This window comes from Halobacterium yunchengense, assembly GCF_037031165.1.
In the GTDB taxonomy this organism is placed as follows: Archaea; Halobacteriota; Halobacteria; order Halobacteriales; family Halobacteriaceae; genus Halobacterium; species Halobacterium yunchengense.
Genome location: NZ_JAYEZL010000002.1, coordinates 407,247 through 424,342, shown reverse-complemented (window position 1 = coordinate 424,342; position 17,096 = coordinate 407,247). Strand labels below are relative to the sequence as shown.

The 17,096-nt window shown below is 73.2% G+C and carries 17 protein-coding genes; 10 read left to right on the top strand and 7 right to left on the bottom strand.

What is annotated here, in order from left to right:
- The first annotated feature begins 21 nt into the window (after positions 1–21).
- Positions 22–297 carry a ubiquitin-like small modifier protein 1 gene (locus tag U5911_RS07350; protein ID WP_336036311.1) on the top strand — a complete coding sequence of 92 codons (276 nt, stop codon included), beginning with the start codon at positions 22–24 and terminating at the stop codon, positions 295–297.
- Positions 297–1,052, top strand: coding sequence for a glycerophosphodiester phosphodiesterase (locus U5911_RS07345; protein WP_336036310.1), 756 nt, complete (start codon positions 297–299; stop codon positions 1,050–1,052). The genes U5911_RS07350 and U5911_RS07345 overlap by 1 nt, the downstream gene beginning before the upstream one ends.
- Before the next feature lie 19 nt (positions 1,053–1,071).
- On the opposite strand, the gene U5911_RS07340 is transcribed toward U5911_RS07345, so the two are convergent.
- The 4 genes from U5911_RS07340 to U5911_RS07325 form a co-directional block, all read right to left on the bottom strand.
- Positions 1,072–2,715, bottom strand: coding sequence for a potassium channel family protein (locus U5911_RS07340; RefSeq protein WP_336036309.1), 1,644 nt, complete (start codon positions 2,713–2,715; stop codon positions 1,072–1,074).
- An 81-nt stretch (positions 2,716–2,796) separates the two neighbouring features.
- Positions 2,797–3,735 carry a GNAT family N-acetyltransferase gene (locus U5911_RS07335; RefSeq protein WP_336036308.1) on the bottom strand — a complete coding sequence of 313 codons (939 nt, stop codon included), beginning with the start codon at positions 3,733–3,735 and terminating at the stop codon, positions 2,797–2,799.
- On the bottom strand, positions 3,735–5,012 hold the full coding sequence (gene gatD / locus U5911_RS07330; protein WP_336036307.1) for a Glu-tRNA(Gln) amidotransferase subunit GatD: 1,278 nt from the start codon (positions 5,010–5,012) through the stop codon (positions 3,735–3,737). Before gatD ends, U5911_RS07335 begins: the two co-directional genes overlap by 1 nt.
- 73 nt (positions 5,013–5,085) lie before the next feature.
- Entirely contained in the window at positions 5,086–5,736 is a 651-nt protein-coding gene (locus U5911_RS07325; protein WP_336036306.1) for an ArsR/SmtB family transcription factor, read from the bottom strand.
- Positions 5,737–5,884: 148 nt separating this feature from the next.
- On the opposite strand from U5911_RS07325, the gene U5911_RS07320 reads away from it, so the two are divergent.
- From U5911_RS07320 to thrS, 7 genes are all read left to right on the top strand, one after another.
- Complete coding sequence (locus U5911_RS07320) at positions 5,885–6,226, top strand: DUF5802 family protein (protein WP_336036305.1); 342 nt, start codon at positions 5,885–5,887, stop codon at positions 6,224–6,226.
- 163 nt (positions 6,227–6,389) lie between these two features.
- Complete coding sequence (locus U5911_RS07315) at positions 6,390–7,736, top strand: NAD(P)/FAD-dependent oxidoreductase (protein WP_336036304.1); 1,347 nt, start codon at positions 6,390–6,392, stop codon at positions 7,734–7,736.
- A gap of 75 nt (positions 7,737–7,811) precedes the next feature.
- A complete protein-coding gene (locus U5911_RS07310) occupies positions 7,812–8,711 on the top strand; it encodes a Vms1/Ankzf1 family peptidyl-tRNA hydrolase (RefSeq protein ID WP_336036303.1) in 900 nt (299 codons plus the stop codon).
- A 117-nt stretch (positions 8,712–8,828) separates the two neighbouring features.
- Positions 8,829–9,842, top strand: a complete 1,014-nt coding sequence (locus U5911_RS07305; RefSeq protein WP_336036302.1) for an N-acetyltransferase DgcN family protein — start codon at positions 8,829–8,831, stop codon at positions 9,840–9,842.
- Complete coding sequence (locus U5911_RS07300; protein ID WP_336036301.1) at positions 9,839–10,873, top strand: dipeptide epimerase; 1,035 nt, start codon at positions 9,839–9,841, stop codon at positions 10,871–10,873. Before U5911_RS07305 ends, U5911_RS07300 begins: the two co-directional genes overlap by 4 nt.
- A gap of 62 nt (positions 10,874–10,935) precedes the next feature.
- A complete protein-coding gene (locus tag U5911_RS07295; protein ID WP_336036300.1) occupies positions 10,936–11,409 on the top strand; it encodes a DUF6789 family protein in 474 nt (157 codons plus the stop codon).
- A 125-nt stretch (positions 11,410–11,534) separates the two neighbouring features.
- On the top strand, positions 11,535–13,460 hold the full coding sequence (gene thrS, locus U5911_RS07290) for a threonine--tRNA ligase (RefSeq protein ID WP_336036299.1): 1,926 nt from the start codon (positions 11,535–11,537) through the stop codon (positions 13,458–13,460).
- A 31-nt stretch (positions 13,461–13,491) separates the two neighbouring features.
- Here thrS and U5911_RS07285 read toward each other — a convergent pair whose 3' ends face one another.
- The 3 genes from U5911_RS07285 to U5911_RS07275 form a co-directional block, all read right to left on the bottom strand.
- Positions 13,492–14,088 carry an HPP family protein gene (locus tag U5911_RS07285; RefSeq protein ID WP_336036298.1) on the bottom strand — a complete coding sequence of 199 codons (597 nt, stop codon included), beginning with the start codon at positions 14,086–14,088 and terminating at the stop codon, positions 13,492–13,494.
- 78 nt (positions 14,089–14,166) lie between these two features.
- Positions 14,167–15,195, bottom strand: coding sequence for a DUF7972 family membrane protein (locus U5911_RS07280; protein WP_336036297.1), 1,029 nt, complete (start codon positions 15,193–15,195; stop codon positions 14,167–14,169).
- A 181-nt stretch (positions 15,196–15,376) separates the two neighbouring features.
- Entirely contained in the window at positions 15,377–16,249 is an 873-nt protein-coding gene (locus U5911_RS07275) for a PspA/IM30 family protein (RefSeq protein ID WP_336036296.1), read from the bottom strand.
- A 159-nt stretch (positions 16,250–16,408) separates the two neighbouring features.
- Between U5911_RS07275 and U5911_RS07270 the strand changes: the two genes are divergently transcribed.
- Positions 16,409–17,011, top strand: coding sequence for an alpha/beta hydrolase (locus U5911_RS07270; RefSeq protein ID WP_336036295.1), 603 nt, complete (start codon positions 16,409–16,411; stop codon positions 17,009–17,011).
- The last annotated feature ends 85 nt before the right edge of the window (positions 17,012–17,096 follow it).

Here is a 17,096-nt window from a genome sequence, read left to right as displayed (position 1 = left end):
CGGGACCGCCGAGTGACGCGCATGGAGTGGAAGCTGTTCGCGGACCTCGCGGAGGTCGGCGGCGACCGCCGCGTCGAGGTGGACGTCGACCCGGGCGAGACGGTCGGGGACGCGCTGGACGCGCTGCTGGACGGCCGGCCGGCGCTGGCAGACCGCGTGCTCGACGACGACGGCGACGTCCGCGAGCACATCAACGTCCTGCGGAACGGCGAGAACGTCCGTCGGCTGGACGGCATGGGCACGGAACTGGACGAGGGCGACGAGCTCGCCATCTTCCCGCCGGTGAGCGGCGGCTGATGTTCACCGTCGCCCACCGGGGGTTCGCGGGCGTCGCGCCCGAGAACACCGCGGCCGCGGTCCGCGTCGCCCGCGAGCGCGCCGACGGCGTCGAGGTCGACGTCCAGCCGGCCGGCGACGGCACGCCCGTCGTCTTCCACGACCACCGCCTGGACGGCGACGGCGACTCCCGGGGCGTCACGGACCTGTCCGGGTTCGTGTGGGACGCCAGCCCGGACGTCCTCGCCGACGCGTCCGTCCTCGGGAGCGGCGAGGGCGTGCCGACGCTCGCCGCTGTCGCCGACCTCGTGCCGCCGGGCGTGGAGTTCCACGTGGAACTGAAGACGCCGGGCAGCGAGGACGCGCGCCTCGGCCTCGACGGTCCGAACGTCTCGGCGTGGCGGCCGTTCGTCGAGGCCGTGGACGCGGCGCTGGCGGACTGCGAGGCGCCCGTCGTCTACTCGTCGTTCTTCGACGGCGCGCTCGAGGCCGCCCAGGAGGTCGCGCCCGGGACGCCGCGCGCGGCGCTCTGCCTCGACCCGGACCGGGGGCTGACTCGCGCCAGCGAGTTCGACTGTCGCGCGCTCCACGCGCCCGTCGACGGCGTGAGCGGGGACGTCGTCGACCACGCGCACCGCGACGGCCGCAGCGTGAACGCGTGGACCGTCACCGGCTGGGCGGACGCGGTCGCGTGCCACGACGCGGGCGTCGACGGCGTCGTCAGCGACTACCCGGGCGTCGCCGACTACGCCGCGGACCCGGCGCGGCGGCGCTGAGCGGGCGAGATCCGTTCGCTCAGTCGGTCCGCTTCTCGAAGCGCTGGATGGCGCGGTCGCTGCCGGCGACGAACACCTCGTCGGTGGCCTCGACGACGGTGTCGTCGCCGGTGAGCACGTCGCCGTTCCGCGCGACGCCGACGACCGTCCAGTCCTCGTCGGGGTCGCCGGCGTCGCCGACCCGCTGGCCGACGAACGGGTCGGCGGCGGCCCGGACGAGCCGGATCTGGTTGACGGGGTCCATCACGCGCTCGCCGTGGACCTCGGCGGCGACGAGGCGAGCGCTCACGCGCTGGACGGACAGCGCGTAGTCGGCGCCCGCGCGGAACGCCGCGGACGTCTTCTCGTGGTCCGTGACGCGCGCGAGGATCTCCACGTCGTCGCTCATCGAGCGCGCGAGCGCCACCGTCAACAGCGCGGTGGCGTCGTCGTCGACCGTGACGACGAGCGCGGACGCGTCCTGGATGCCGGCCGCCTCCAGGGTCTCCGGTTCGGTGGCGTCGCCGACGACGTCCGGGTCGGCCGCCTCGACCGGGTCGACGGTCGTCACCGCGGCGTCGCCGAGCGTCGCCACGGCCGCCCGGCCGCCCTCGCCGAGCCCGGCGACGACGACCCGCGAGTGGTCGCGCGCCCGCGGCCGCCGGACGCCCGCGGCCTCGCTCGCGGCCTCCTCGACGACGCGCTCCGGGCCGGCGACCACGAGCACGGTGTTCGACGTGAGCCGGTCGTCCGGGGACGGCGGCACGCGGAGGTCGCCGTCGAACCAGCCGGCGACCAGCGTCAGCTCCGGGTGGCGCGCGAGCGGGGACGACCCGACGCGGACGCCGTGGAGTTCGCTGTCGCGGCGCACGAGAATCTCGCGGACGACCACCTCGTCGCCGCCGACGTCGCCCGGCGCGACCACGGGCGTGGTCGCCTTCGCCGCGAGGCGCTCGCCGATGAGCGCGTGCGGCGCGACGCTGCGGTCGACGCCGACCTCCGCGAGCGCGGCCTTCCGGCGCGTCGACGGCGTGAAGCTCACCACGCGGAGGGCCTCGTTCAGCTCCAGGGCGGTGAGCACGACGCTGGCGGTCTCCTCGCCGGCGTCCGTGATGAGCACCGACGCCTTCCGGATGGACGCGCGTTCGAGGTCCGCGCGGTCCGCCGGGTCGCCGTCGATGACCTGGTAGCCGTCGTCGGAGAGCTGTTTGGCCTCCTCGACGTCGGACTCCACGAGCACGTAGTCGACGCCCAGCTCCTCCAGCTCGTCGAGCAACACGCCCGTGTCCCGCCGGTACTCCGCGACGACGACGTGGTCGTCCTTGGGCGTGAGGCGGTCGTCGAGGTGGATGGGCGTGCGCTCGAACAGCGGGATGACGAGCACGCGCAGCGTCACGAACCCCATGGCGACGCCGGTCACCTGCATCGCCGCGACCAGGAGGTTCATCCACGGGGACTGCCACGGCGAGTCCGCGCCGAACCCCGTCGTCGTCAGCGTCTCGATGACCGTGTTCAGCGCCTGGAACGGCGTGCGCGGCCGCCCCTCGAGGACCGCCATCCCCCAGTAGTAGACGCCCGTGTACACGAGGACGACGGACGTGATGCCGGCGAGGAAGACGAGGACGAGGCGCTGCCGGCGCGTCAGGTCGTCGACGCTGGACGGGACGTCGGTGATGCCGCGCATCCGGATGCCGGCCCTACTCCGCCCGGTGTGAAAACGGTTCGGTCGGTCGCGGACGGTGCCGCCGGCCGGCGGCGGACCGCGTCACCGACCGCGGTAGTCGCTGGTGAGGTCCGCGGCCATCACGAAGTCGGGTTCGTCGCCGATCTCCGTGCGCGTGACGGCGACGTCGCTGACCGCGTCCACTGCCTCCGGAATCAGGACGCGCGTCGCGTCGGCGCCGACGCTCGCGGCGTCAGCGCTGACCGCGGCGAGGAGGTCGGCCGCGGCGCTCCGGCCGTCCCACGCGGCGACGCCGTACTCGGCGTGCGTCCGCTCGACGCCGTCGTCGCCCTCGCGGTCGTCGGTGCGCGCGCGGAACGCGAACCCGACCGTGCCCTCGGCCTCGTCCTGCAGGACGAGCAGGCCGTCGCGCTCCTCGCGCGCGGCGGCGAGGCGGTCCCGGGTGAGTTCGGCGAGCGCCCACGACTCGCCGGTGTCGAGCGCGAGTCCGCGGAGGCGGTCCCGCGCCGTCGACGCCTGCCAGTACCGCCACGCCGCGTTCACGTCGCCGGTGACCTCGCGGCCCGGGGTCGCGTCCGCGTCCGGGTCGGGGTGGACCCACCGGAACTCGGTCGCCGGCTCGAAGCCGACCGCCCGGGAGTGCCCGAGCCCCATCACGTTCCACGAGAACACCATGTTCCGGGCGACGGTGGCGCCCCGCTCGCGCGCCCAGTCGAAGCCGGCGTGCGCCAGCCGTCGGCCGACGCCGCGGCCGCGGTAGTCGGGGTTCGCGCGCATCCCCTGGGCCCACGCCTCGTGGTCGGACAGCAGCACGAACTGCGCGAGGCCGGCGATATCGTCGCCGGCGTCGACGACGAACGTGCGCTGGCGCGGGCCGTCGCTCTCGACCCAGTCCTCGAAGACGCGCGGGACGTAGTCGCCGCTCTCGCGGCGGTCCGCCCACGTGTCCCGCGTGAACGCCGCCACGTCCTCGTAGTCGGCCAGTTCGGCCTGCCGCACGCGGAGGTCCTGCTGGGCCATCAGTTCCAGGGGGTCGAGCGGTCGGTCAGTTCGCCGGCGAGCGGCCGCCGCATCGCGTCGCCGGGGTTGTCCGCGTTCGCGAGCGCCCACATCAGCTTCACCTTCGCCGTGCCGGGCAGCATGTCCTCGCCCTCGACGACGCCGGCGTCGAGGAGGTCCCGGCCGGTGTCGTAGACGCGGTCGCAGACGCGGCCCTCGAGGCACTGGCTGGTCATCACGACCGTCGTGCCGTCGGCGACGAGGGCCTCGATCCGGTCGATGAAGTCCGTGTGGACGTGGCCGAGGCCGGTCCCCTCGATCACGACGCCGCTCTTGCCCTCGCAGACGTCGAAGAACGCCTCGTCCACGCCGGGCGTGAACTTCAGGAGTTCGACGTCCGAGTCGAGGTCGGGGCTGATGTCGAGGGCCCTCGCACCGCGCTCGGCGTGGTCCCTGCGGTAGGTGACGCCGCGCGCCTCGGCGGTGGCGGCCTCGCTGGCCTCGTCGTAGTCGACGTACCCGAGCGGCCGCGCGCCCACCGTCTCGAAGGCGTCCCGGCGGCTCGTGTGGTTCTTCCGGACGCGCGTGCCGCGGTGGAGCGCACACCGGTCGTCGCTCTCGGAGGCGTGCATGCAGACCATGACCTCGCTGGCGTCGCTCTTGGCGGCCTCCACCGCGCAGACGGCGTTCATCACGTTGTCCGAGGACGGCCGGTCCGCCGAGCGCTGGCTGCCCGTGAACACGACCGGAACGGGCGCGTCCAGCATGAACGAGAGCGCGCTCGCGGAGTACTGCATCGTGTCCGTGCCGTGCATCACGACGACGCCGTCCGCGCCCGCCTCGATCTCCTCGTGGACCGCCGCGGCGAGGTCCTGCCAGATGGGCGGCTCCATGTTCTCCGAGAGGATGTTCGCGACGACGCGGCCGCGGTAGTTCGCGCGGCCGGCGAGGTCCGGCACCGCGCGCAGCACGTCCTCGGCGTCGAACTGCGCGGTCACCGCGCCGGTCCGGTAGTCGACCGTGGAGGCGATGGTGCCGCCCGTGGAGATGAGCGCGACCGTCGGCAGGTCGTCGTCGAACTCGACCTCGGAGGCGGCGCCCTCGCCGTCCTCCGCCTCGACGTCGTAGACGCCGCGTTCGAGCACGTCGACGTCGGCGGCGTCGCGGTCGACGCCGACGTTGTACCCCGAGTCGAGTTTCACGACGAGGTGGTCGGGCGACGCCGACGGCAACAGCACGCCCTCGTGGGTGGTGCCGTCGCGCTCGACGCGCACCCGGTCGCCGGTGTCTGCTGTCATGGGGGAACGTTCCCCGGCCGCGGTGGAAAAGGTTGCTACTCGGCCCGCCCCCTGGGTGTCGGCGGCGCGGCGGCTACTCGGGGATGTGCCACTCGCCGTTCCGGCGCGCGACGACGCCCTGCTCGCGCAGCGTCTCCAGGACGCCCTCCAGGAGCGGCTCCGGGGCGTCCAGTGAGGCCGCGAGTTCGGGGACGGTGCCGTCGCCGTCCGCGAGCGCGGCGAGCACGTCCGCGTACAGGCGCTCGTGGCCGTCGCCGACCGCGTCCCCCAGACGGCCGCGGACGTCCGCCAGGCGGCCCTGGACCCAGCGCTGGGCGAGCGAGAGCTCCCGCTCGAGGTCCTTCAGCTCCTGGAGGCGGGCGGCGAGGTCGGCGACGTCGTCCTCGCGGTCCTGCTGGACGCGGATGGAGACGTGCTGGCAGCGCGCGAGGTCGAGGTCGGCGCTGGCTGGGTACGCGGACTTCGCGCCGAAGTCGAACGGGGACAGCCGCACCTCGAGGCGGAGGTTCTCGGCGATGTGGAAGTACTTCCGTCGCTGGTCGTCGACCCGGGACTCGACGAGGCCGGCCTCCTCGAGCTGGCGGAGGTGGTCGATGACGGCCTTGGGGCTGACGCCGATGTACTCCGAGATCTCCGTGACGTAACAGGGTTTGCGCGCGAGCAGTCGGAGGATGCGGCGCCGGTTCTCGTTGCCGAGGATGTCGAGCAGTGCCCCCGAGTCCATCGTGTCTTCACCCGGAGTTAGCGGCGCGCCGGGATAAGGGTGTCTGCTCTCCGGGGCGACGCGGCCGGGTCCCGCGCCGGTGGAACTGCGCGACGGCTTAAGGGTTGGGCGCAGCGCTTATGTAGTGTCGTGGTAAAGGTTCACACACATGTTCGAGGCGTTCTCCAGCGGCTACTACCTCGGACGGCTGTACGTCGAACCGACGGCCGGCGAGCGCGCCGCCATCAACAGCCGCCACCACGAGCGGGTCAACGAGCAACTGTACACCGGCGACGACGACGCCATCGTCCGCACCGACCTCCCGCTCGTGATGAAACTCGGCTCCTCGCACCTCGCCGTCGACGGCGAGGACGACGTCCCCGAGCGGACGCTCGCCGTCCCGGAGGACGTCCTCGAGTCCGCGTCCGTCGACAACCCGCCGTCCCTCGAGGAGGTGCTGCTCGCGAAGCGCGAGCACGCCGCGCGCCTGCTCGACATCGGCGCGGTGTAGGCGGCACCGAATCGGCGCAGCCGACGCGACAACGTATCGGCGTGGCGGACTCGACACCGCACCGCGACCGACCGCACGGTACGTTTCACTGCGCGCCGCGGCGGACCACTCGGGAACGCTTAACACCGGGCGGCGACAGCGTCACGCAACGAGAGACACTCGCGTGACGCTCCGGACAGTTCCACGCTACGACCCGACAGCCGCCGGCCGCGTCGGCGAGCACGCCGTCGTCGTCGGCGCGAGCGTCAGCGGCCTCGTCGCCGCGCGAGCGCTCGCGGACGCCTTCGACCGCGTGACCGTCGTCGAGCGCGACCGCCTGCCCGACGGCCCCGAACAGCGCCGCGGCGTCCCGCAGTCCCGCCAGCCCCACGTCCTCCTCGAAGCCGGGCGCGCGACCCTCGAGGACCTCTTCCCGGGGTACGGCGAGGACCTCGTCGCGGGCGGCGGCCTGATGCTCGACTGGACGAAGGACCTCGTGCACTACGAGGGCGGCGACTACCTCGCGACCGGCCCCGAGCCCAAGGTGATGTACGCGGCGAGCAGGCCGCTGTTCGAGGCGACCGTCCGCCGCCGCGTCGCCGCCCGCGACGGCGTGACCGTCCGCGACGACACCCAGTTCGTGACGTACCTCGCGGACGACGACGCCGCGGCGGTGGCGGGCGTCGTCGTGCGCGGCGGCGACGGCGACCGCGAGCAGGTGGCCGCGGACCTCGTCGTGGACGCGACCGGCCGGACGTCCGCGACGCCCGAGTGGCTCGCCGACCACGGCTACGGGGCGCCGCCCGAGGAGACGGTCGCGGTGGACGTCTCGTACAGCACCGCCGTGGTCGAGCGGCCGCGCGACGACCGGCGCGCGTTCTTCGTGCCGCCGTCGCCGCCGCGCACGAGGGGCGGCGGCGCGTTCCCGGTCGAGGGCGACCGGTGGCTGGTCACGATGCAGGGCGTGCACGGCGACGACCCGCCGACGGACCTCGACGGCCTCCGCGAGTTCGCGGCGAGCCTGCCCGTCGACGACGTCGCCGCCGTCCTCGAGGACCGCCGCGTCGTCGGCGACGGCGCCGCCCACTACCCGTTCCCCTCGAACCGGCGGCGGCGCTACGAGGCCCTCGCCGACCACCCGGACGGCCTCGTCGTCGTGGGGGACGCGGTCGCGAGCTTCAACCCCGTCTACGGCCAGGGGATGTCCGTCGGCTGTCTCGAGGCGCTCGCACTCCACCGCGCGCTCGCCGACGGCGGCCTCGCGGACCTGCCGCGGCGGTTCTTCGACCGCGCGAGCGACGTGGTGGACGTCGCGTGGCTGATGGCGACGACCGCCGACCTCGCGTACGAGCAGACCGAGGGCGCGCGCTCGCCGGGCGCGCGGCTGTTCGACCGGTACGTCGCCCGGGTCGTCGAGACGGCCCACGACGACGGCGCGGTCGCGACCGCGTACGGCCGCGTCATCAGCATGGAGGTGCCGCCGACGTCGCTGCTCCGACCGCGAGTGCTCGCGCGCGTGCTCGCACCCTGAACGCGGTCGGGCGGCCCCCTGGGGAGTCCGCCGCGACCCCAAACGCCTAAGCACGCGGCGGGCCGCCGTGCAGGCATGCTGGACGAACTCCTCGGGCGCGCGGAGCTGAAAGCGCGCATCGAGGACCTGGAGGACGAGAAGGAGTCCCTGCGCGCGCAGCTGGACGCGGAGGGCGAGCGCCGCCGCGAGGCCGTCCGGAAGCGACAGGACGCGGAGGAGCGCGTGAACGAACTGGAGGACAGGGTCACTGAGCTCCGGGACCGCGTCGACCGCCTCTCCGGCGACGCGGACGGCGAGGCCGACTTCCGCGGCCGCCGCGACCTCCGCGCCGACGGCGTCGAGCGCGTGCTCGCGCTCCTGGCGAGCGTCGAGTCCGCCGAGGAGGGCGTGCTGACGGCGTACGTCCCGGACGACCCGCCCGAGGCGGTCCGGGCGGCGTTCGGCGACCGCGCGCCGCTCGTCGAGCGCGCGGCGCCCTGTCTCGTCGTCCGCGACCGCGACGGCCTGCTGTCGGCGGCGCTGCGCCCCCCGAACCCCCCGGAGGCGTTCTGCAAGTGGGGGGAGGCGGTACGCGTCGAGCGCGAGTGGCTCGCGCCCACCGGCCGGTACGCGCTCGCCGTCGTTCGCGCGGACCTGTTCGCGGTCGGCGCCTACGAGACGGACGCGGACGGCCGCCCGGAGCGCGTCGCCTTCGAGGGGTTCACCAGCGACGTGAAGGGCAAGCACTCGAAGGGCGGGTTCAGCCAGGACCGCTTCGAGCGCCGCCGCGACAGCCAGATCCGCGAACACCTCGACGACTGCCAGGACGCGCTCGCCGAGGTGGACGCCGAGCACACCTTCGTCGTCGGCGAGGAGACCCTGCTGGACGAGTTCGACGCCGACGCCACGGCCGCCGTCGACGCGACCGGCGACCCCGAGGACGCGCTCGCGCACGCCCACGAGGACTTCTGGACGGTGCCGCTGTCGCTGCTGTAGGACAGTGCCGCCGTCGCTGCTGTAGTCAGGGACGACTTTCGGCGTGCGGAGCGACCGCGCCGCCCCCGGATTGCCACCGGACGGAGGTTTAAGGCCGGCGGCGGCCTCCGGACTCGTATGAAGGTCGCACTCCTCGCACACGAGCAGTTCCCGGACCGCGCGAAGACCGCGGTCGGCGTGCTCCGGTACGCCGACTACGACGTGGTCGCGGTGCTCGACCGGGACAACGACGGCACGCGCGTCCACGACCACGTCGCGGACGTCCAGGACGCGCCCGTGGTCGCGTCGATGAGCGACGTCGACGCGGACGTGGACGCGCTCGTAATCGGCATCGCGCCCATCGGCGGCGCGTTCGAGGAGTCCTGGCGGCCGGACGTCCGGAACGCCCTCGAGCGCGGCTGCGACGTCTACGCCGGCCTCCACTACTTCCTCGAGGACGACGAGGAGTTCGCTTCGCTCGCGGCCGAGCACGGCTGCGAGCTCTGGGACGTCCGGAAGCCGCCCGCCGACCTCGGCGTCGCGGACGGCGTCGCGGACAGCGTCGACGCCACCGTCGTCGCCACCGTGGGCACGGACTGCTCGGTCGGGAAGATGACCGCGACCCGCGAGATGTACGAGTACGCCCGCGAGGAGGGCCTGGACGCGGCGTTCGTCGCGACGGGGCAGACGGGCATCCTCATCGAGGGCGAGGACATCCCTGTCGACCGCGTCGTCTCGGACTTCGCGGCCGGCGCCGTCGAGGACATGGTGCTGGACGCGGGCGCCGACCACGACTACGTGTTCGTGGAGGGGCAGGCGAGCCTCGTCCACCCCGCGTACTCGGGCGTCACCGCGAGCATCCTCCACGGCGCGATGCCCGACCACCTCGTGCTCTGCCACGAGCACGGCCGCGAGTCGGTGCACGGCTACGACCAGGCCCTGCCGCCGGTCGCGTCGTTCGTCGACCGCTACGAGGCGTTCGCGGCGCCCGTGAAGGAGGCCGACGTGGTGGGCGGCATGCTGAACACGCGCGGCGTCGACGCGGACGACGACGCGAGGGAGGCCATCGCCGACTTCGCGGACGCCATCGGCGCGCCCGCCGACGACCCCGTTCGCTTCGACCCCGGCAGCGTCGTGGAGGTGATTCGATGAAGGCGACCTTCGAGCGCCGCGAGTTCCCCCTCGAGTACCCGTTCACCATCTCCCGGGGCACCCAGGAGACCGCGGCGACGGTCGTCGTGCGCGTCGAGGACGACGACGGCATCGTCGGCGTCGGCGCCGCCGGGCCGTCCGCGCACTACGGCGAGACGGCCGCGACCGTCGAGGCCGTCATGCCGGACCTGCTCGAGGTCGTCGAGCGCGTCGACGACCTCTCGAACGCCCAGCGCATCGAGGCCGGGATGCGGCGGGTCGTCGAGGACAACCCCTCGGCGCGGACCGCGGTCAGCATCGCCGTCCACGACCTGCTCGCGAAGCGCGCCGGCCTCCCGCTGTACGAGTACTGGGGACTGGACCCCGCCCAGTCCGTCGACACGTCGTACACCATCGGCATCGACGACGCGGAGACGATGCGCGAGAAGACCCTGGAGGCCGTCGACCGCGGCTACGGCACGCTGAAGGTGAAACTCGGCACGAGCCGGGACGAGGAGCTGCTCTCGACGGTCAGGGAGGCGGCGCCGGACGCCACCATCCGCGTGGACGCCAACGAGGCGTGGACGCCGAAGGAGGCGGTGCGGCACATCGAGTGGCTCGAGGACTACGGCGTCGAGTTCGTCGAACAGCCGGTGCCCGCGGAGAACACGCAGGGCCTGCGGTACGTCTACGAGCGGTCGCGGCTCCCGATCGCCGCCGACGAGTCCTGCGTCGTCGCCAGCGACGTCCCGAAGATCGCTGACAAGTGCGACATCGCGAACCTCAAGCTCATGAAGACCGGCGGCCTCCGCGAGGCGAGACGCCTGATTCACACCGCTCGCGCGCACGGCCTCGAGGTGATGTGCGGCTGCATGGCCGAGTCGAACGCGTCCATCGCCGCCGCCTGCCACCTCGCGCCCCTGCTGGACTACGCGGACCTCGACGGGTCGCTGCTGCTGGACCGCGACGACTTCGAGGGCGTGCCGATGCCCGCCGGCCGCGTCGACCTCGAGGCCCTCGACCGGCCGGGGACCGGCGCTCGCGAGGCGTAAACCACGGGTTTCTCGGACGTAGGCCGGTCGTAACTTTCCGCGTGGCGGGCGTCGCCGGAGACATGGACCCGCTGCGTAGCACCTTCGTCGCGGGCGTCGCCGCGACCGGAGCGTTCGTCGTCGCGCTGGTCGTCACCGGCGTGGTGGTCGGCGGCACGCGGCTGTTCGTGTTCTCGACGATCGCGGGGCTCTGTGCGATCGGCGGGCCGCCGTACTGCGCGCTGAACTCGCCGGCCGCGGTGGCGCTCACCGCGCTCGCGTTCCTCGCGCTGTTCGTCGTCGCGTGGCCGCTGGTCTTCGCCGCGTGGACGTGGGCGCTCCCCGGCGAGTCCGGCGTCGCCCACGGCGTCACGTTCACGCTCGTGCTCTGGGCCGGGTACGCGGTCACCGTGGTGTACGGCGTCAGCTTCGGGAGCGGGTCGCTGGCGGGGAACGCCGGCCTGCTCGCCGCCGCGCTGGTGTCGTACCTCGTCTACGGCGCCGTGCTCGGCGGCACGTACGACTACGTCGCCGCGCACCGCACGCTCATGGAGTGAGACGCCGCGTCCCGGCCACCGTCGAGACACCGCGTCCCGCTGGCCTTCAGCCTTCCGGCGGTCTGTCACGTGGTCGCACCGTCTCAACAGGCTTATGGGTGCCTCCGGGCGAAACAACGACGAGCATGAGTTCCGTCACTGTGACGCTCCCGGACGGCTCCACACTGGACGTCGAGTCCGGGGCGACGGTCGAGGACGTAGCGCACGAAATCGGGCCCGGCCTCGGCCGTGACACAGTCGCCGGGAAGGTCGACGGCGAACTCGTCGCGAAGGAGGCGCCGATCACCGAGGACTGCGAGATCGAGATCGTCACCGCGGACAGCGACGAGTACCTCGACGCGCTCCGCCACACGGCGGCCCACGTCCTCGCGCAGGCCATCCTCCGCCACCACCCCGACGCGAAACTCACCATCGGCCCGTACACGGAGGAGGGGTTCTACTACGACGTCGCGGACGTCGAGCTGGACGCCGAGGACCTCGCCGCCATCCAGGACGAGGCCGAGGAGATCATCGACGCGGACTACGACGTCGAGCGCGTCGAGTACGACCGCGAGGCGGCCCGCGAGAAGTACGCGGACAACCCCTTCAAGCGCGAGATCCTCGAGACGGAGGCGGCCGGCGAGGACCCCGTGAGCTTCTACAGGCAGGACGGCTTCGAGGACCTCTGCCGGGGCCCGCACGTCGACTCGACGGGCGAGATCGGCGGCTTCGAGGTGCTGGAGACGTCGGCGGCGTACTGGCGGGGCGACGAGGACCGCGAGACGCTCACCCGCGTGTACGGCACCGCGTTCCCCACGCAGGACGAACTCGAGGAGTACCTCGAGCGACGCGAGGAAGCCAAGGAGCGCGACCACCGGAAGCTCGGCTCGGAGATGGACCTGTTCTCCATCCCGGACGTCACGGGCCCCGGGCTCCCGCTGTACCACCCCGCCGGGAAGACGGTGCTCCGGGAGCTCTCGGAGTACGTCCACGGCCTCAACCGCGAGATGGGCTACGAGGAAGTGGAGACGCCGCACCTCTTCCGGACGGAGCTCTGGAAGCAGTCCGGGCACTACGACAACTACGTCGACGACATGTTCCTCCTCGACGTCAACGACGAGGAGTACGGCCTGAAGCCGATGAACTGCCCGGGCCACGCCACCATCTTCGACCAGTCCTCGTGGAGCTACCGCGACCTCCCCGTGCGGTACTTCGAGGACGGGAAGGTGTACCGCCGCGAGCAGCGCGGCGAGCTCTCCGGGCTCTCCAGGGTGTGGGCGTTCACCATCGACGACGGCCACGTGTTCGCGCGCGCCGACCAGATCGAGGAGGAGGTCCGCCGCATCATGGACCTCATCTTCGAGGTGCTGGACACGTTCGACCTCGACTACGAGGTCGCGCTCGCGACCCGCCCCGAGAAGTCCGTCGGCAGCGACGAGATCTGGGAGAAGTCCGAGTCCCAGCTCCGGGACGTCCTCGAGGCACAGGGCGTCGAGTACGACCTCGAGCCCGGCGACGGCGCGTTCTACGGCCCGAAGATCGACTTCGCGTTCGAGGACGCGCTCGGCCGGACGTGGGACGGCCCGACGGTCCAGCTGGACTTCAACATGCCCGAGCGCTTCGAGCTGGAGTACACGGGCTCGGACAACGAGGCCCACCAGCCCGTGATGATCCACCGCGCGCTCTACGGGAGCTACGAGCGGTTCTTCATGGTGCTCATCGAGCACTACGACGGGAAGTTCCCGACGTGGCTGGCGCCCGAGCAGGTGCGCATCCTCCCCGTGACGGACGACAACCTCGGGTACGCCCACCGCGTGAAGAACGAGCTCTCCGGGTACCGCGTCGAGGTCGAGGACCGCGACTGGACGGTCGGCCGGAAGATCCAGCAGGCCCACGACGACGACGTCCCCTACATGCTCGTCGTCGGCGACGACGAGGAGGACGCCGGCACGGTGTCCGTGCGCGACCGCCGGGAGAACGAGCGCAACGGCGTCGACCTGTCGACGTTCGTCGACCACCTCGAGGCGGAGGTCGGCGAGAAGCGCACCGAACCCGACTTCGTCGCGGACTGAACTGTTCCCCCCGGGCCGCCGCCGGCGACCGCTACGTCGGCGGGTCCCGGACGCCGCCGAAGCCGGGAGTCGCGTAGTCGACGCCGACCAGCACCAGGACCGCCGAGAGGATGACCGCGGCCTCCCGGACGCCCGGGAGGACGCCGAGGCTGACGATGAGCGTCGTCGCACACGCCGGGGCGTGGCGGAGGTCAGTCGCGAGCATCCCGGCGCTCGTCAGTCCGACCGAGAGGGTCGCGCTGGCGGCGAGCCGCGCGCTCTCGACGGTCAGCCCCGGCGGCAGGTGGGTGACCGCGAGCCCCGGGGCGAGCAGGTGGTACGCGAGGAGGCCGCCGGCGAGGCCGACCAGGTGGCCGCCGACCACGCGCTGTGGGCTGCTCGACGCCGCCGACGGGCTCACCGCCAGCGCGTACGCCGACGGCCCGAGGCTCGGGAAGACGTACGGGAGCCCGCTCGTCCACGCGACGGCGGCCAGCCCGAGGAAGAGCGTGCAGACGCGTGCCGCCGTCCTGAGGGCCGCGCCCGGCGAGGGCCGCACCGCCAGGGGGTCGAGGAGCTCCCGGACGACGCCCGCGAGCGCGTCCCGCGGCGTCGACACGGCCGCCGCCACGGCGTCCGACAGCGACATGGCCGCGGGTTCGCCCTCCGCACTGAAAACGCCACAGGTTCGCTCGCGGACCGGCCGCCGAGGGCGTCACCGCGTCGGTCAGTCCCACTCGACGCTGCCGCTGCGGTCGGTCTCCCGGAGGATGAACGGCCCGATTGAGAGCGTGCGCTTGGTCACGGTGACGATGCGGAGCACGTACGCCAGCAGGAGCGCGAACGGCAGCGCCGCCACCGTCGCCGCCGCGCTCACCGCGACCACGGCGTGGTTCACGCCGAGGGTCGCGCCCGGGTACGCCGACGGCTCCAGGAACAGGAGCGCGGCCGCCGACACCGCGAGCGCCGGCACCGCCGCGTACAGCAGCGTCCGCGAGAGGTCCGAGAGCTCCCACTGGAAGTACAGCGTCTTGAAGTGCTCGCGCGCCGGCCCGAACAGCCGCAGCGTGTCCAGGAGGTCCTCGAGGGCGTCGTGGGCGTCCTCGCTCAGGTCGTCGCCGTACTCCGAGCGGATGCGCTCGGCGGCGTAGATCTTCCAGGAGTAGTTGTAGTTCAGGGCCGCCCACACCACGTCGAAGTCGCCGAACTGCGCGCCCTCGAGCTGTTCGGTGACGGCGTCGGCGTTCCCCGTGAGGTTGTCGACGAACGCCGCGACCGCGTCCTCGGCCGCCTCCGCGTCGACGGCGTCGTCCAGCCGCTCGGCCTCCTCCCGGGTCGCCTCGACGAGCCCCCGGAGGAACGCCGACGGCTCCGTCGGCGCGACGTCCATGTCGGCGGCGTCGGCGGTGTCCTGCCGGAACTGCATCGCGCCCTCCATCCGCTCGCGCTGGTCGCCGACCGCGCCGAGCTCCTGGGAGAGCACGAGCTGGCTCAGCGTCAGCACGAGCGTCACGCCCGTGATGGTGGAGCCGACGAGCGCGTTGAACAGCGTCTCGTGGGGGTCGCCGTCGGTCAGCTGCTGGAACGCGGCCGGGTCCAGCAGCGTCCCCGCCGCCACCAGCACCACGAAGACCACCGCGAGCACGCCGCCGGCGACGGCGCGACGGTCCGCGTCCAGCACCACCCAGAACCACCGGCTGCTGCGCGGCACGCGCTCGCGCATCCGGTCGCTGGGTCGGTCCTCCCGGTCGCTCATACCGGGACTTCGACGCCCCCACGGAAAACAGGGGCGGCCGACTGCCGCCGTGCGCGTTCGCGCTCGCACGCAGACGGGACGACCGGACCGACGAGTTCGACGCGCTGGCCGCGGTGGCGGGACGACCGGACCGACGAGTTCGACGCGCTGGCCGCGGTGGCGGGACGACCGGACCGTCGGCTTACGCGCGTTCCTCCTCGCGGATGGCCTCGAGTTCCTCCTCGACGGCCTCCTCGTCGACGTCCTCGACGGCGTCGCGCTGGACGTCCTCGACGGCGTCGCGCTGGACGTCGCCGGTGGTCTCGACGGCGTCGTCGGCCTCGCGCTCCGGGCCCGCCACGTCGACGTCGACCGCCTCGGCGTCCTCGCCGCGGACCTCCGCCCGGAGGTCCGCCAGCTCCGCCTCGACGTCGTCGCCGCGCTCCGCGGCGAGTTCGCGGTCGATGCTGTCCTGTTGGGAGAGCGGGTCGTCGAGGGCGCCGCGGTCGCCGAGTTCGTCCAGCGCGGCGGCGCGGGCCTCCATCTCCTCGGTGCGGTCCGTCGCGCGCTCGACGGCGCGGGCGACCTCGTCGTCGCCCACCCCCGTCACGGCCTCCGAGGCGCGCGTCTGGGCCTCGGCGGCCTCGTGGCGCGCCTTCATCGTCTCCTTCTTCGTGCGGAACTGCTCGACCTTCCGCTCGAGGCCGTCGCGTTTCTCCTCGAGGTCCCGCTGGGTCCGCTCCAGCCGGGCGATCTGGTCGTCGAGCTCGGCGACCTGGTCGCGTTTCGCCTGCTTCTTCTCGAGGGCGCGCCGCGCGAGGTCGTCCCGGCCCTGCTGGACGGCCTCCCACGCCTGGTCGTCGTGCTTCTGGACGTTCTGGGCGAGGCGCTCGCGCTGCACCTCGAGGCGCTTCTTCTGTGCGGTGAGGTCCGCGAGCCCCTGCTCGACGTCCCGGACCTGGTCGCGGAGGCGTTCGTACGAGTAGTCCAGCGTCTCCGCCGGGTCCTCGGCGGACCGGACCACCGCGTTGAGCTTCGACCGGACGGCGTACGAGATTCGTGATACGATACCCATACGCACGGGTTGGGGCTCGCGACGTATAATCTTCACCGCGAGCGCGGCCGACCGGAGTGAGGCCGCGACATCGCGAGCGGCGACCGCCGGTGCCCGCTCGCCGGGGCCGCGCTCGCCGCAACCGCAGGCTACACGACCCCCGGTGGCCAACCACCGCGCATGCAACAGGAGACCGTGCTGGTGCCGGGCGGCCGCGACGTCGAGGCGACGCTGGATTCGCCCGACGGGGGGGCGTCGTCGTGCGTCGTGCTGTGTCCGCCCCACCCCCAGCACCGCGGCCACCGCGGCGACGACCGCCTCGTCGCCGTCGCCGAGTACCTCGTGGACCGGGGCGTCGCGGCGCTGCGGTTCGACTACGGCGACTGGGACGAGGGCCTCGGCGAGCGCGAGGACGCCCGGAACGCCGTCCGGTGGGCGGGCGAGCGCTACGACCGCGTGGGGCTGTTCGGGTTCAGCTTCGGCGGCTCCATCGCCGCGCTCGCCGCCGCCACGGTCGACGTCGACCTCTGCGCGGTCGCGCTGCTCGCGCCCGCCGCGGAGCTGTCCTCGGGGCTGAACGCCGCGGACGCCCTCGGCGACGTCGACGCGCCGCTGTTGGTCGCGTACGCGACGCGGGACGACACCGCGGACTGGGAGCCGGTCGTCGACGCCGCCCGCGACCGCGGCGTCGAGGTCGTCGAGCTGTCCGCGGACCACTTCTTCGTCGGCCGGATGGACGCCGTCGCGGAGGCCGTCGGCCCGTTCCTCGCTGACGCCTGCTGACGCCGCCGAACCCGGATGCGGAAACGGCGCGTGCGACTCGCGAACCCGGGACGCAGAGGACGGCGCGTGCGACTCGCTGGCGCGC